14 protein-coding genes and 1 pseudogene are annotated in these 14,174 nt (G+C 61.3%); 13 read left to right on the plus strand and 2 right to left on the minus strand.

Going from position 1 to position 14,174, the window contains the following annotated elements:
- Positions 1-14: 14 nt before the first annotated feature.
- A pseudogene (locus OKW45_RS00460) lies at positions 15-1,038 on the minus strand (IS256 family transposase); the annotation flags it as partial.
- A 321-nt stretch (positions 1,039-1,359) separates the two neighbouring features.
- Here OKW45_RS00460 and OKW45_RS00465 point away from each other — a divergent pair.
- The 4 genes from OKW45_RS00465 to OKW45_RS00480 all read left to right on the plus strand — a co-directional run bounded on the left by OKW45_RS00465 (position 1,360) and on the right by OKW45_RS00480 (position 6,291).
- The gene (locus OKW45_RS00465; protein ID WP_429465173.1) at positions 1,360-2,313 is read left to right on the plus strand and encodes an IS5 family transposase; all 954 of its coding nucleotides are present in this window, start codon (positions 1,360-1,362) and stop codon (positions 2,311-2,313) included.
- 135 nt (positions 2,314-2,448) lie between these two features.
- Positions 2,449-3,108: a hypothetical protein gene (locus tag OKW45_RS00470; RefSeq protein ID WP_429465175.1), complete on the plus strand. Its 660-nt coding sequence runs from the start codon at positions 2,449-2,451 to the stop codon at positions 3,106-3,108.
- 644 nt (positions 3,109-3,752) lie between these two features.
- Positions 3,753-4,229 carry a lecithin retinol acyltransferase family protein gene (locus tag OKW45_RS00475; RefSeq protein WP_035471793.1) on the plus strand — a complete coding sequence of 159 codons (477 nt, stop codon included), beginning with the start codon at positions 3,753-3,755 and terminating at the stop codon, positions 4,227-4,229.
- Positions 4,230-4,575: 346 nt separating this feature from the next.
- Entirely contained in the window at positions 4,576-6,291 is a 1,716-nt protein-coding gene (locus OKW45_RS00480; RefSeq protein ID WP_018424326.1) for a sigma-54-dependent Fis family transcriptional regulator, read from the plus strand.
- An 85-nt stretch (positions 6,292-6,376) separates the two neighbouring features.
- Here the strand turns inward: OKW45_RS00480 and OKW45_RS00485 are convergent, their stop codons facing one another.
- On the minus strand, positions 6,377-6,664 hold the full coding sequence (locus OKW45_RS00485; RefSeq protein ID WP_429465176.1) for a hypothetical protein: 288 nt from the start codon (positions 6,662-6,664) through the stop codon (positions 6,377-6,379).
- 42 nt (positions 6,665-6,706) lie between these two features.
- On the opposite strand from OKW45_RS00485, the gene OKW45_RS00490 reads away from it, so the two are divergent.
- Genes OKW45_RS00490 through OKW45_RS00530 form a run of 9 tightly spaced genes read left to right on the plus strand, consistent with a single transcriptional unit; the run spans position 6,707 to position 14,173 of the window.
- Positions 6,707-6,943, plus strand: a complete 237-nt coding sequence (locus OKW45_RS00490) for a phenol hydroxylase subunit (protein ID WP_018424328.1) — start codon at positions 6,707-6,709, stop codon at positions 6,941-6,943.
- Between the two features lie 55 nt (positions 6,944-6,998).
- Entirely contained in the window at positions 6,999-8,012 is a 1,014-nt protein-coding gene (locus OKW45_RS00495; RefSeq protein WP_429465178.1) for an aromatic/alkene monooxygenase hydroxylase subunit beta, read from the plus strand.
- Positions 8,013-8,019: 7 nt separating this feature from the next.
- Positions 8,020-8,289: an MmoB/DmpM family protein gene (locus OKW45_RS00500; protein WP_018424330.1), complete on the plus strand. Its 270-nt coding sequence runs from the start codon at positions 8,020-8,022 to the stop codon at positions 8,287-8,289.
- Positions 8,290-8,307: 18 nt separating this feature from the next.
- Positions 8,308-9,831, plus strand: coding sequence for an aromatic/alkene/methane monooxygenase hydroxylase/oxygenase subunit alpha (locus tag OKW45_RS00505; protein ID WP_018424331.1), 1,524 nt, complete (start codon positions 8,308-8,310; stop codon positions 9,829-9,831).
- 41 nt (positions 9,832-9,872) lie between these two features.
- The gene (locus tag OKW45_RS00510) at positions 9,873-10,232 is read left to right on the plus strand and encodes a phenol hydroxylase subunit P4 (RefSeq protein ID WP_429465180.1); all 360 of its coding nucleotides are present in this window, start codon (positions 9,873-9,875) and stop codon (positions 10,230-10,232) included.
- A 14-nt stretch (positions 10,233-10,246) separates the two neighbouring features.
- Positions 10,247-11,320 carry an NADH:ubiquinone reductase (Na(+)-transporting) subunit F gene (locus tag OKW45_RS00515; RefSeq protein WP_429465182.1) on the plus strand — a complete coding sequence of 358 codons (1,074 nt, stop codon included), beginning with the start codon at positions 10,247-10,249 and terminating at the stop codon, positions 11,318-11,320.
- 33 nt (positions 11,321-11,353) lie between these two features.
- Entirely contained in the window at positions 11,354-11,725 is a 372-nt protein-coding gene (locus OKW45_RS00520; RefSeq protein ID WP_429465184.1) for a 2Fe-2S iron-sulfur cluster-binding protein, read from the plus strand.
- Positions 11,726-11,750: 25 nt separating this feature from the next.
- A complete protein-coding gene (locus OKW45_RS00525; RefSeq protein WP_018424335.1) occupies positions 11,751-12,680 on the plus strand; it encodes a catechol 2,3-dioxygenase in 930 nt (309 codons plus the stop codon).
- A gap of 38 nt (positions 12,681-12,718) precedes the next feature.
- Positions 12,719-14,173: a 2-hydroxymuconic semialdehyde dehydrogenase gene (locus OKW45_RS00530; protein ID WP_429465186.1), complete on the plus strand. Its 1,455-nt coding sequence runs from the start codon at positions 12,719-12,721 to the stop codon at positions 14,171-14,173.
- Position 14,174: the final 1 nt, after the last annotated feature.

Genomic DNA, 14,174 nt, shown 5'->3' on the forward strand with positions numbered 1-14,174 from the left:
GATGAGCAGGGACTTCAGGCGGCGAGTTTCTGCTGAACCGGTTGATCGTCTTTCACCGGTTCGCCATCCCTGAAGGCAATGCCTTCCAGCAACAGCTTGATCTTTTCGGGCCCGTTGACGCGGCGCCAGGTTTTCTCGGCTTCCTCGATCAGCTTGAATGCCAGACCAAGGAAGGTTGGTCGCGACACACAGTTGCGCGTGCGCGTCGTACGGTGTCGCACCGTCGCGAACGTCGACTCAATCGCATTCGTGGTCCGCAAATGCTGCCAGTGCTCGGCCGGGAAGTCGTAAAACGCCAGCAGGCTTTCCCGGTCCTTCTTCAACGTTTCCGTTGCCTTCGGATATTTCGCCGCGTAGACCGTCACGAAACGATCAAACGCGGCATACGCGTCGGCGCGCGTGGCGGCCATCCAGATCGCCTGCAGATCTGCTTTAGCCCTGCCTTGCTGCGACTTCGGCAGCACGTTCAGGACGTTGCCCATCTTGTGGAACCAGCAGCGCTGGCCGCGCGTTGCAGGAAACACTTCCTCCAGTGCGGCCCAGAAGCCCATCGCGCCATCGCCGACGGTAAGCAGCGGCCCAGCCTGCAGGCCTCTCGATTTCAGGTCGAGCGCAACTCCTGCCATGACGCCTTCGACTCGCGATACCCGTCACCGATCGCCACACGCTCCTTGCGTCCATCCGGCCTCACGCCGATGATCACCAGCAGACATTGACCGTCCGAGTTCTCGCTGCGCAGCCCCGTGTGAATGCCGTCGACCCACCAATATACGTAGCGCGATTTCGACAGATCGCGTCGGCTCCAACTCGCATGCTCGTCGGCCCACTGCGCCTTCAGACGGCTCACCACATTGGCCGACAGGCCTTTGGCGTCGTCACCGAGCAACACGCTCAGCGCTTCGCTCATGTCGCCCGTGGAGATGCCTTTCAGATAAAGGCATGGCAGCGCGGCACTCACGCGCGGCGACTTCCTCACTACGGCGGCACAATCGACGAATTGAACTTCACGCCTGATCCTGAGCGATCGCGAACCTTCGGCCAAGGGAACAATTCCAAAAGGCGAGTACGGGTACGTTGGGAGGAGTGAGGGTTATTTCGGGGAAGAAATCAACGGACACATCATAGATAACCAAATCTTCCCGTCCTTTGGGTACGTTTTCGTACACGGTATCGGCGATATCAAGACAGACGGGTATCTGCTTTCGCCTGTCGCTTTGAATAAGTTAGGGTACAAAAGCGCGTCGGAAGTGTTTCGATCACTCACGAAGCAAGATGCTTAGGAAGGTCTGCAAAAGTCCTGGCATTGCGTTGCTGCTGAGCTATCCTGGAAACAGAGCGAATTAGGCGAGGAGCAGTGTGATGGCGCAACTTGGTCTTGGTCTGGATCTGTCAACGAAGCGCACGCGCAAACGGGAATTTCTCGATGAGATGCGGCGTGTTGTGCCCTGGTTGAAGCTGATTGCGCTGATCGAGCCGCACTATCCCACGGGCAAAACCGGTCGGCCGCCGTTCCCGATTGCGACGATGTTGCAGATTCATTTCATGCAGCAATGGTTCGGTCTGTCAGACCCTGCAATGGAAGAGGCACTCTATGACGTGCCGCTTTATCGCGAGTTCGCGGGTCTCGACGGCGGGATGGTTCGCTTGCCGGATGAAAGCACGATTCTCCGGTTCCGCCATCTGCTGGAAACGCACGGACTGGCAGTGCAAATGCTGGCGCTGGTCAATGAAATCCTGACGGAGAAAGGCCTGATGCTCAAGACTGGATCGGCAGTCGACGCCACTCTGATTGCCGCACCCAGTTCGACAAAAAATGGCTCCGGCACACGTGATCCGGAAATGCAATCAACGCAGAAAGGTGGCAACTGGTACTTCGGGATGAAGATGCATATCGGCGTGGACGCCGAGTCGGGCCTGGTCCATACGGTCATTGGAACGGCGGCCAACGTTCACGACATCAACGTAGCCCAGGCGTTGCTACATGGTAAAGAAACGGACGTGTACGCGGACGCCGGATATCAGGGTATCGAAAAGCGCTGTGAGGCAGGCGCGGTTCGTTGGCATGTTGCAATGCGACCGGCAAAGCGCAGGAAACTGGATATGAGTGATTCGTTGGACGCGATATACGATCACATCGAACGCCTGAAGGCGAGTATTCGAGCCAAGGTCGAACACCCGTTTCGCATCCTTAAGCGGCAGTTCGGTTACATGAAGACCCGCTATCGTGGTTTGATGAAGAACACCGCCCAGATCACCACGCTGTTTGCTTTGGGCAATCTATGGATGGCGCGTAGAGCTTTGCGCAAAGCTTGAAACACCGGGTCGATAAGGGTCGTATGTCTGGTTGAAGAGCTCCGGCGCGCGAAAAAAACGGCGACCAACTCACCAAAAAATATCTGAACGCAGAGGCTGCGCTGGGTGTGAAAAATAACGCGTGAAAAGCGGGTTGTGCAGACCTTCCCTTACAATTTCTCAGGTATGTACAAGGTCGGGGCGGACCTTCCCGCAGGAAACTACGTCATAGAAAGCGCGGGGGCAGCCTACGTCTTCGTCAATACCGGCCCCGCGGGAAATGGTGAAATCGTCTGGAATGACAACTTCCATGGTACAAAGTCTGCCAATCTGACCAACGGCCAGTACCTCGAGCTTAACAATGCTTCGATTTCGCCGGTTCGCGCTACTGGGAGCAACGGAGCGCAAGCACCCGCCCAAGCGGCTCAGACTGCCGTTGAGTCAGCGCCGCCCGGTATTGAGACGGCTCCCCCACAGCAAGCATCGCAGCAATTCGCAAGGTCCCAAGCGATCGCCGATGTTATGCAGATCGGCGACTTCGATATCAATCTCCGGAGTTGCCCAGGGACGACCTGTTCAGCATTGGTCGTAATCCCGAAGCATGGGCAGGTCAGCGCCGATGCGACATCGATTCGCAACGTTACTGAAGCGTCAGGTGCACAGACGCCGTGGGCACGGATCACTTATTCTGGCCCGTATTGCGAACCGGCGACGCTGGATCAGCAGCGAGGGTGCGTCACCTTGCATGAGCCAGGCGACCCCGTCGTAGGCTGGGTGAACTTCCAGCGATTGTCGGCTGCTCCGACTAGCCAGTAGCCAGCAACGTGTTCGCCCACTGAGCGTTGGACTGAGAAGATGATGCGCATATCCGTGGAGTCAGGAAATAGGGCAACGCCGAAGGGCGACGTAAATCTGGCGAAAGGTGTCGAACGATGCGATGGCCGCCGAACTTCCGGGTTCGGCCAATTTCTGCCGCTCGCCCCGACACAAGTGCGGTCACTCGAACGGCTGGTTCGCCTCCGCAACCTGCCGGATGCTCAAGGCTAACATCTCTTGAGGTTTGTTCGATGCCTGCCCACGTCTGCGGGCGTGGAAACGCGGGATAGCGCGTGCGGGCAGGCGTTGAATAAACCTGAAGATGACTCGACGTCTGGCAGCACATCGACAGAGGCCGGATTTACCCTGATGCAGGATTGATCAAATGGTCAAGCGGGCGGTTTGCGGTATCGGATTTGGTGAAGTGCTGTTTGCGTCACCAGCGGCGGTTTGCGACATTTCATTTAAAGGCTGCGCGTGCGCCGTTATCAATTGGTGAAGCGCGGCCGCAGCATTCGCAGGCTGACCCAGTTTGCATTTATCGTCGGCACGTCCGCCGGGCGCGGTGCGGCACCGCTCGCCTAGAGTATCGGCACGTCCTATGCCTAGGTCACCGCAGGACCCAGCAGAACGCGGTGATCGACATGTCGGAATCAGCAAACGAAATAGGCCAGCATGGAAATGCCTCCTTGGTCATAGGGGGGCATCTTGTCACGCACCGCGTCGGCTACACGCATCACGGCATCTACGTCGGCGATGGGAAGGTGTTGCATTACGCCGGATGGTCCTGTTCGCTGCGTCGCGCCCCGGTGCAGGAGACTTCCTTGAGTGAGTTTGCCGACGGCCACGAGATCCGCGTCGAGCGGACGCCCGGCAGAAGGTACTCGCGTGAGGAAGTGGTCCGGCGTGCGTACTCGCGTCTCGGCGAAGACTGCTACCGGGTGACCACGAACAACTGCGAGCATTTCTGCGCGTGGTGTCTGTGCGGCGAAAGCCGAAGCGATCAGATCGATGCCCTGGTCGCCTTGCCGCAGCGCTGCCTGCACGCGCTGGTCAACATGCTCACGCAATTCGTGCGCGCAAAACCAATTCATGTCTCCACAGATAGGCTCGCGTGCTGACGAAGCCATCCGCTGTGCGTTTACACCAAATGAACAAGCACGCGCATGCGTGGCGATTTCGCTGGCGCAGTTGCGAGCGCTAGCAGGCATAAGACGCTTCACCAAATGGACAGTCCATTCCGGGTCGTTTTGATGATTTGATCAATCGGTCGCTGGGGTAAGTACTGACCTCGTCATGACGATTCGCCCGCGCAAGCGGTGGCGCCCAAACAGCCAACTCCCAAAGCCGACGGCAGATCAGCTCCTCATAATCGCGGCCCTGGGCCGTGACGATGAGCCCACCTCCCGGCATGGACTTTGCCTAGAATAGAGACGGAGACACCTCATGCACATAAAAGGAGGCGCTGTGACAGACAGCACCGCGCGGTTTTCGGCGAGCATGCGGGAGGGGATCGAGAACCTTTCGCGCCGCCTGAAATTTGTCAGACAGGAGGGACACATCTGGCTCGGCGAGAATCGCATGATTCTCCTTCACACAGCCACGCTGGGCGCGCTGCGCAAGGAACTCGTCGACACGCTCGGCCTGGAGCGCACGCGGGGCCTGTTCACGCGAATGGGCTTTCAATCCGGCACGCGCGACGCAGAACTCGCCCGCACTTTACGCCCCACCGCGAGCGATTTCGGCCTGCTCGAACTCGGGCCGTGCCTGCACGTGCTCGAAGGCAACGTGCGAGTGACGCCGATCGAAGTGGACATCGATATCGCCAACGGCAAGTACTACGGCGACCACCTGTGGGAAGACTCGTTCGAAGCCGAAGTGCATCAGAAAATTTTCGGGCTGAGCAATGACCCGGTCTGCTGGATGCAGGTCGGTTACGCGAGTGGTTATACGTCGGCGTTGATGGGCCGCACCATCCTCTACAAGGAGACGCTGTGTTCGGGCTGTGGCGATCCGCATTGCCGCATCGTCGGCAAGCCGGTCGAAGAGTGGCTCGACGGCGACGAGATGCTGAAGCTGTACACGCCCGATCCGGTCATCGAAACGCTGTTGCAATTGCAGAGCGAAGTGGAAAACCTGCGCTCGCTGCAGCAGGAAGTGGCGCAGCCGGAAGAACTGGTCGGCGCGTCCACGGGTTTTCTCGCGGCGTGGGGGCTCGCGCAGCGCGCGGCGTCGAGCGACGTGACCGTGCTGTTGCTCGGCGAAACGGGTGTCGGCAAGGAGCGCTTCGCGCGCGCGTTGCACGGCGTGAGCCGGAGGCGCGACAAGCCCTTTGTCGCCATCAACTGTGCCGCCATGCCTGAGGAGTTGCTCGAGGCCGAGCTTTTCGGCGTTGAGCGAGGCGCGTTTACCGGCGCGCATCAGACGCGGATCGGCCGTTTCGAGCGGGCGGATACCGGCACGCTCTTCCTCGACGAAGTGGGCGAGCTCTCGGCGTCGGCGCAGGCCAAGCTGCTGCGCGTGCTCCAGGAAGGCGAGTTCGAGCGCGTCGGCGACGACCGCGTGCGCAAGGTCGACGTGCGGGTTGTCGCCGCGACCAACGTGGAGTTGACGGAAGCGGTGCGGCGCGGCGCGTTTCGCAAGGATCTGCTGTACCGTCTCAATGTCTATCCGGTCACGATCCCGCCGCTGCGCGAGCGGGCCGACGATATCCCGCGTCTTGTCGAGCGATTCATCGCGAAGTACAGCGTGCGGCACAGCAAGCGCGTGCTGGGGCTCACCGATCGCGCGATCGCGACACTGCGCGCCCACGCGTGGCCCGGCAACGTGCGTGAACTCGAAAACGCGGTGGAGCGCGGCGTGATCCTCGCGCGACCAGGCGGTCAGATCACGGAGCGCGATCTGTTCACGGCCCTGCCGGAGTCCGGGGACGACAGCGCCGCATCACTCGACGAGCGTGGCCATCCGCTGCGCGAAAACGCGGACGTCGCCGACGCGTTGTTCGATCACATGATGCGCGAAGGCGTGCCGCTCGACCGCGTCGAGAACATGCTCATCGAAGCCGCGGTCGAACGTGCGGGCGGCAATCTGAGCCAGGCGGCGAGAATGCTCGGCATCACGCGGCCGCAGCTTGCTTATCGCTGGCGCAATCGCGAGAAGACCGCTCCGCCGGCGGACAAATAATCACGCTGCTCCGCTTGACGATTCGGGCCGCCCTTTGGGCGGCTTTTTTTTCTGCTGCGCGATGCGTGGCTCGCGAGACGTTTGATCAATTGATCAAACGTCTTGGCAGAGCATCGGCGCGGCTGGTGCCACGCGTGACCCATGTACCGCATTGCCACGCCTGTTTCGCCACTCCAGACAACGCACAGGCGCGCTGCCGCAGTCTCATCGCATGCAAGAAATCGCCGTCGACACGGCGTGTCGGCGTGCTCTTCATCAAATCATCAAACAGGCCGCCATCGCTTGATGATTTGATCATCGCCTCGCACCGCCATTTCGCGAGATTTGCGGTTTTTCTTCGGGCAAACCCTCGTTTTTTGTACAAACCGCACATGGCACAGGTCGTGCAATAGACAAGAAAAACGAGGAGGCAACGATGCAAGATCCGAGACCGCTGTTCGACAGGACTCGACGATTCATTCGGATAACTGCGCAACGCGAAGATGGTTATGTCGAATTCGATTTCTCGGTCGGTGACCCCGATCTAGCTGTCGAACTGATCATGAACCAGACGATGTTCGATCGCTTCTGCCAGGTGAACTCGGTTCGCACGATTACGCAAACCGACGAACAGATCGGCCTTACGCGCGAACGCTGGCGATACGAGGGCTAGCGCGAGGCGAAACAGCTCATTCAGAAGAGTAGTGGACAAACACGGAGACAGTCTCATGCAAGTCGAAATCAAGACGCTCAAGGCCCAGCCGCTGCGTCAAACCTATGGGCACGTCGGGCGCCGTTTCGGCGACAAGCCGGCCTCGCGATATCAGGAGGCGACCTACGACATTCAGCCCACCACCAACTTTCACTATCGGCCGACATGGGCGCCGGAGTTTGAGTTGTTCGACGCGAGCCGCACGCAAATCCGCATGAAGGACTGGTACGCGCTGAAGGATCCGCGCCAGTACTACTACGGCGCTTATGTGACGACACGCGCGCGGCAACAGGAGGCGGCCGAAGGCGCGTTCGATCTGGTGGAGCGTCGCGGACTGCTGGCGGGGCTGTCGTACGAATGGCAGGAGCGCTTGATCGCCGGGCTGTTGCCGCTGCGTCACATCGAATGGGGCGCCAATATGAACAACACGCTGTGCGCCGATTACGGCTACGGCACCGCGATTACGCAGGCCTGCACGTTCTGCGCGATGGACCGGCTCGGCATTGCCCAGTATCTGTCGCGTATCGGTCTCGCGCTCGACGGCAACACGGGCGTCGCGCTGGAACGCGCGAAGACCGCGTGGCTGGAAGCCGAGGCCTGGCAGCCGATGCGCCGCCTCGTCGAGGACCTCTTCGTGATCGAAGACTGGTTCGAGACCTTCGTCGCGCAGAACCTTGTGCTCGACGGCTTGCTGTATCCGCTCGTCTATCAGCACTTCGACGGGTTCGTTGCGCAGCACCTCGGCGCAAGTCTCGCGATGCTCACCGAGTTCACGCAGCAATGGCAGTCCGATCACACCAAGTGGGTCGACGCGCTGATCCGCACGGTGAGCGCTGAATCGCCCGAGAACCAGCAACGAATTGCCGGCTGGGTCGAGTACTACCGCGCTCGCACGCTCGACGCGCTTCTCCCCGTTGCAGGCACGCTGCTCGACGGCGCGGGCGCTGCCGCACTCGATGAAAGCGGCGCGCAGTTCGCCGCTCGTCTTACGAAGCTCGGCGCATTGCCGGTGGCAGTAGTCCAACCCTGAGGCCGTCATGCAAAACGTCTACATCGCATTGCAGAACACCGACGAAACGCGCGCGATCGTTGCCGCGATTACCGCCGTGAATCCGGAGGCTACGGTCAACGAGTATCCGGCGATGGTGAAGATCGACGCGCCCGGCAAGCTCGTGATTTCGCGCCCCCACGTATCGGAAGAGTTGGGCCGCGACTGGAACATCCAGGAGCTGCAACTGAATCTGGTGTCGCTGTCGGGAAACATCGATGAAACCGACGATGCCTTCACGCTGCAATGGCACGCCTGATATAAACGGAGACGAATGATGGACGCACGCAAGAAGCTGAACCTGAAAGACAAGTACGCGCTGATGACGCGCGATCTCGGCTGGGAAACCAGTTATCAGCCGATGGACAAGGTGTTCCCGTTCGATCAATACGAGGGCATCAAGATTCACGACTGGGACAAGTGGGAAGACCCGTTCCGCATGACGATGGACGCGTACTGGAAGTATCAGGCGGAGAAGGAACGCAAACTCTACGCGATCATCGATTCGTTCGCGCAGAACAACGGGCACATGAATGTCTCCGACGCACGCTATATCAACACGCTCAAGCTGTTCCTGACCGGCGTGACGCCGCTCGAATACGCGGCGCATCGCGGTTATGCGCATCTGGGTCGCCATTTTCGCGGGGTTGGTGCGCGCGTCGCTTGCCAGATGCAGTCGATCGATGAATTGCGTCACTGTCAGACTCAGGTCCACACGCTGTCGCTCTACAACAAGTATTTCAACGGCTTCGCGGAATGGCCGCATATGTACGACCGCGTCTGGTATCTGTCGGTGCCGAAGTCGTACTTCGAAGATGCGATGAGCGCCGGTCCGTTCGAATTCATCACGGCGATTTCGTTTTCGTTCGAATACGTGCTGACGAACCTGCTGTTCATGCCGTTCATGTCAGGCGCAGCGTACAACGGCGATATGGCGACGGTCACCTTCGGCTTCTCCGCGCAGTCCGATGAGTCGCGTCACATGACGCTCGGTCTCGAAGTCGTGAAGTTTCTCTGCGAGCAGGACCCCGACAATGTGCCGATCGTGCAGAAGTGGCTCGACAAATGGTTCTGGCGCGGTTTCCGGCTGCTGACGCTGGTCGGCATGATGATGGACTACATGCTGCCCAAGCGCGTGATGTCGTGGTCCGAGGCGTGGAAGATCTATTTCGAAGACGCGGGCGGCGCGCTCTTCAAAGACCTCGAACGCTATGGCCTGCGCATGCCGAAGTATCACGAGATCGCGACGCAGACCAAAGACCGCGTCACGCATGAGGCTTGGGCAACGTTCTACAACTATGGCGCCGCTGCTGACTTCCACACCTGGGTGCCCTCCGACGAAGAACTCGACTGGCTTTCCGCCAAGTACCCGGAGACCTTCGACAGCGTCTACCGGCCGCGTTTCGAATACTGGCGCGAACAGCAGCAGGCGGGCAAGCGTTTCTACAACGCCAGTCTGCCGATGCTCTGCCAGACCTGCCAGGTACCGATGTTCTTCAGCGAGCCGGACGACCCGACCAAAATCGCCTACCGCGAATCGACGTATCACGGCATGAAGTTCCACTTTTGCTCGGACGGCTGCAAGGACATCTTCGAAGGCGAGCCCGAGAAATATGTGCAGGCGTGGCTGCCGGTGCACCAGATCTATCAGGGCAACTGTGGTGGCGCGTCGCTCGACGATGTTCTCAAGTACTACCACCTCAACCACGGTCACGACAACCTCGACTTCGCGGGCTCGCCCGACGAGCGCAACTGGAATGCATGGAAAAACGAGTCCGGCGCTCACGCTCCGAACGAATGAGCGCGACGCGACACAAGCACAGAGAGACGAAGGAGACAGGCATGAGCATCACCGCGATCAAACCCTACGCGTTCGAACCGGCCGACCGCGAGTCGCGGTTTCATGGCAACCGGCTGCTCTACATCGGCTGGGAGGACCACCTGATGTTCGCCGCGCCGCTGTGCGTTCCGGTGCCGCCTGACATGACGTTCGGCGCGCTGGTGTCGGACCTGCTGCCGGGTCTGTATGGCGCGCATCCCGATTTCGTCGCGATCGACTGGCACACGGCGCAGTGGTTCCGGTCTGGCGAGCCGTGGCAGCCGGATAGCGGGCGCTCGCTCGCCGACAACGGTCTCGTCCACAAGGACGTGATCCGTCTGCGGACGCCGGGCCTGACTGGCATCGGCGGTTCGTGCAGCTAACGCGGGAGACAGTGATGGACTACACCATACGTATTGAACCGCTCGGCCAGACCATCGGCATCGAAGCGGGGCAGACGCTGCTCGATGCCTGTTTGCGTCAGGGCGTGTGGCTTCCGCATGCTTGCTGTCACGGGCTGTGTGCGACCTGCAAGGTGCAGGTCGTCGACGGCGAGATCGATCAGGGCGACGCGTCGGACTTCGCGCTGATGGACTTCGAGCGCGAAGAAGGCAAGTGCCTGGCGTGCTGCGCGACGCCGATGTCCGATCTCGTGATCGAAGCCGACATCGACGAAGACCCCGACGCGCAAAATCTGCCGCTGCAGGATTACACGGGCACGGTCGTCGCGATCGAAGACGCCACGCCGACTATCCGCGTGATCCGGCTCGCGGTGGAGGGTGCCGGGCGTGTCGCGTTTCAGGCAGGCCAGTACCTGAATCTGCATGTGCCGGGCTGCGGGCAGCCGCGCGCATTCTCGCTTGCCAATGCGCCACATGACGGCGAGATCGAGATGCACATTCGCCGTGTGCCGGACGGGGTCGCGACCGGCTGGCTGCACGACGAACTGCGACCGGGCGCGCAACTGGCGTTCGCCGCGCCGTTCGGCCGCTTCTTCGTGCGCAAACAGGCGCAGATGCCGACGATCTTCCTCGCCGGCGGCTCGGGCCTGTCGAGCCCGAAGTCGATGATCCTCGATCTGCTGAACGAAGGCTCGACGTTGCCGATCACGCTGATCCACGGCGCCCGCACACGCGACGAACTCTATTTCGAAGCCTTTTTCAACGACCTGGCCGAACGCCACCCGAATTTCCGCTACCTGACCGCGCTGTCGAGCGAGCCGGACGACAGCGGCTGGCCGGGCCCGCGCGGTTTCGTGCACGAGGTCCTGAAAGCGCAGTACTCCGACGCCGCGGGCATCACCGATTTTCGCGGCCACAAGGCGTATCTGTGCGGGCCGCCGCCGATGGTCGAGGCGTGCATCAAAACCTTGATGCAGGGCCGGCTGTTCGAGCGCGACATCTACACGGAGCAGTTCCTGTCGGCGGCGGATGCGAGCGAGGCGGCCAAAAGCCCGCTGTTCCGCATCTGACGCGCTCCGTCGGCTCACTCTAGGAGAGCGGTGATGACCTGGCGGATCGAAGTTGAAAACAGCGGCGACACGTTCGGCTGCGCGGAGAACGCCACCGTGCTTCATGCGATGGCGGCGACAGGCGGGCGAGGCATTCCGCTCGGCTGTCGCGGCGGCGGCTGCGGTGTGTGCAAGGTGCAGGTGCTGAGCGGCCGCTATCACGCCTGCAAGATGAGCCGCGCTTGCGTGAGCGCCGACGAGGAAGCGTGCGGCACGGTGCTCGCATGCCGCATCAGTCCGCTCACGGATCTGTCGGTGCGCGTGATCGGCAGGATGGCGCGCTGCATCGACAAGGCGCGCGCCGGAACGGTGGCGGAAGAACACCACGAGTCCATCCAGCAGCAACAGGCGCCGGGCGGCGTCTGAACCAGAACCATCAAGGAGACACATCATGGCATTGCAAGGCGTACTGCGACCCGGCCATATTGCGCTGCGAGTCCTCGAAATCGGTCCGGCGTTGAAGCACTACATCGACGTGCTCGGCCTGCATGAAACCGGCCGCGACGCGCAAGGGCGCGTGTATCTGAAGGCATGGGACGAACATGACCATCACAGCGTCGTGCTGCGCGAAGCGGACGAGCCGGGCATGGATTACCTCGGCTTTCGCGTCGACAGCGAAGCGACGCTCGACCGGCTCGCGAACGCGGTGAAGGAATCGGGCTACGCGAAAGACTTCCTCTGGATGGAAGCCGGCGAGCATCTGCATACAGGGCGGCGTTTCCGCTTCACCGTACCGACCGGCCACTCGATCGAACTCTTCGCGACGAAGGACAAGGTCGGCAGCGCGACCGGCGACCTGAACCCCGACCCCTGGCCCGACGACCTGCGCGGCATGTCGCCGAGCCGCTTCGATCATTGCCTGCTGTACGGCGACGAACTCGACGATACCGTGAAGCTCTTTCGCGACGTGCTCGGCTTTTCGCTGGCCGAGCAGGTCGTTACACCGGAAGGCATGCAGATCGCCGCGTTCCTGACGTGCTCGAACAAGGCACATGACGTCGCGTTTATCCGCCACGCGGCGAAGAACAAATTTCACCACGTGTCGTTCCAGCTCGACAGTTGGGGCGACGTGCTCAAGGCTGCTGATCTGATTTCCAAGCACGACGTTGCGCTCGACATCGGGCCGACGCGTCACGGCATCACGCGCGGCGCGACGATCTACTTCTTCGATCCGTCCGGCAACCGCAACGAGGTCTTCGCGGGCGGCTACATCCACTACCCTGACAAGCCGACTATCACGTGGCACGACAAGGACCTGGGGCGCGCGATTTTCTATCACGACCGCAAGCTCAACGAGGCCTTCCTGAGCGTGTTGACCTGAGCCGCGCGACTGGCGCAACGAAACGATCGAGACTATCCATGACTGAATTCAAGAATTTCATTGGCGGCGAGTGGGTCGGCACGGATCGCACGTTCGAAGACCGCAACCCGGTCGACGACAGTGTGATCGGGCTCGTGCACGAGGCCGGCCGCGCCGAGGTCAACGCAGCGGTGCAGGCCGCGCGCGTGGCCTTGCACGGACCTTGGGCGCGCATGACGCTGCCGCAGCGCGTCGAACTGCTGTACGCGGTGGCCGACGGCATCAACCGGCGCTTCGACGACTTTCTCGCCGCCGAAATTGCCGATACCGGCAAGCCGCATGCGCTGGCGAGTCACATCGACATTCCGCGCGGCGCGGCGAACTTCAAGGTGTTCGCCGACATGATTCGCAACGTCCCCACCGAAAGCTTCGCCATGGCGATGCCGGACGGCGGCGAAGCCCTCAACTACGGCGTGCGTACGCCGCGCGGTGTGATCGCGGTCGTGTGTCCGTGGAACCTGCCGCTGTTGCTGATGACATGGAAGGTCGCGCCGGCGCTCGCATGCGGCAACACGGTGGTGGTGAAGCCGTCCGAGGAAACGCCGGCTACCGCAACGCTGCTTGGCGAAGTGATGAACGAAGTGGGCGTGCCAAAGGGCGTCTACAACGTCGTGCACGGTTTCGGTCCCGACTCTGCGGGTGCGTTCCTGACTGAGCATCCCGGTGTGAACGCGATCACTTTTACCGGCGAAACGCGCACCGGCGAAGCCATCATGAAGGCTGCGGCGAACGGCGTGCGGCCGGTGTCGTTCGAACTCGGCGGCAAGAACGCGGGCATCGTCTTTGCCGACTGCGATTTCGATGCGGCCGTGGTAGGTATCGCGCGTTCCGCTTTTGAAAACACAGGGCAGGTGTGTCTCGGTACGGAGCGCGTCTACGTGCAACGGCCGATTTACGAGCGCTTTGTCGATGCGCTTGCGGCACGAGCGAAGGCGTTGCGTCCGGGGCGCCCCGGCGCCGAAGGCACCACCTTCGGTCCGTTGATCTCGCAGACGCATCGCAGCAAGGTGCTGTCGTACTACGAGCAGGCGCGCGTCGACGGCGCGGTGGTCGTAAGCGGCGGCGGCGTACCCGATATGGCGGCTGGGTTGAAGGACGGCGCGTGGATCGAGCCGACGATCTGGACTGGCCTGCCGGACGGCTCGCGCGTGATCCGCGAGGAAATCTTCGGCCCGTGCTGTCACGTCGCGCCGTTCGATGACGAAGCTGAAGTGATCGCGAAAGCCAACGACACGCCCTACGGTCTCGCCGCCACCGTGTGGACGCGCGACACCGGCACCGCGCATCGCATGGCGCGCGCGCTCGACGTGGGCATCTGCTGGATCAATTCGTGGTTTCTGCGCGATCTGCGCACCGCGTTCGGTGGCGCGAAACAGTCGGGGATCGGCCGAGAAGGCGGTATCCATTCGCTCGAGTTCTATACCGAGCTGCGCAACGTATGCGTCAAGCTGTGAG

It is taken from the genome of Paraburkholderia lebeckiae (assembly GCF_050436225.1).
Taxonomy (GTDB): Bacteria; Pseudomonadota; Gammaproteobacteria; order Burkholderiales; family Burkholderiaceae; genus Paraburkholderia; species Paraburkholderia tuberum.

Bases quoted from the DNA above. Each gene is read 5' to 3' on its own strand.
- OKW45_RS00465 (WP_429465173.1), top strand. From the start codon at position 1,360: ATGGCGCAACTTGGTCTTGGTCTGGATCTGTCAACGAAGCGCACGCGC.
- OKW45_RS00475 (WP_035471793.1), top strand. From the start codon at position 3,753: ATGTCGGAATCAGCAAACGAAATAGGCCAGCATGGAAATGCCTCCTTG.
- OKW45_RS00485 (WP_429465176.1), bottom strand. From the start codon at position 6,664: ATGTGCGGTTTGTACAAAAAACGAGGGTTTGCCCGAAGAAAAACCGCA.
- OKW45_RS00490 (WP_018424328.1), top strand. From the start codon at position 6,707: ATGCAAGATCCGAGACCGCTGTTCGACAGGACTCGACGATTCATTCGG.
- OKW45_RS00495 (WP_429465178.1), top strand. From the start codon at position 6,999: ATGCAAGTCGAAATCAAGACGCTCAAGGCCCAGCCGCTGCGTCAAACC.
- OKW45_RS00500 (WP_018424330.1), top strand. From the start codon at position 8,020: ATGCAAAACGTCTACATCGCATTGCAGAACACCGACGAAACGCGCGCG.
- OKW45_RS00505 (WP_018424331.1), top strand. From the start codon at position 8,308: ATGGACGCACGCAAGAAGCTGAACCTGAAAGACAAGTACGCGCTGATG.
- OKW45_RS00510 (WP_429465180.1), top strand. From the start codon at position 9,873: ATGAGCATCACCGCGATCAAACCCTACGCGTTCGAACCGGCCGACCGC.
- OKW45_RS00515 (WP_429465182.1), top strand. From the start codon at position 10,247: ATGGACTACACCATACGTATTGAACCGCTCGGCCAGACCATCGGCATC.
- OKW45_RS00520 (WP_429465184.1), top strand. From the start codon at position 11,354: ATGACCTGGCGGATCGAAGTTGAAAACAGCGGCGACACGTTCGGCTGC.
- OKW45_RS00525 (WP_018424335.1), top strand. From the start codon at position 11,751: ATGGCATTGCAAGGCGTACTGCGACCCGGCCATATTGCGCTGCGAGTC.
- OKW45_RS00530 (WP_429465186.1), top strand. From the start codon at position 12,719: ATGACTGAATTCAAGAATTTCATTGGCGGCGAGTGGGTCGGCACGGAT.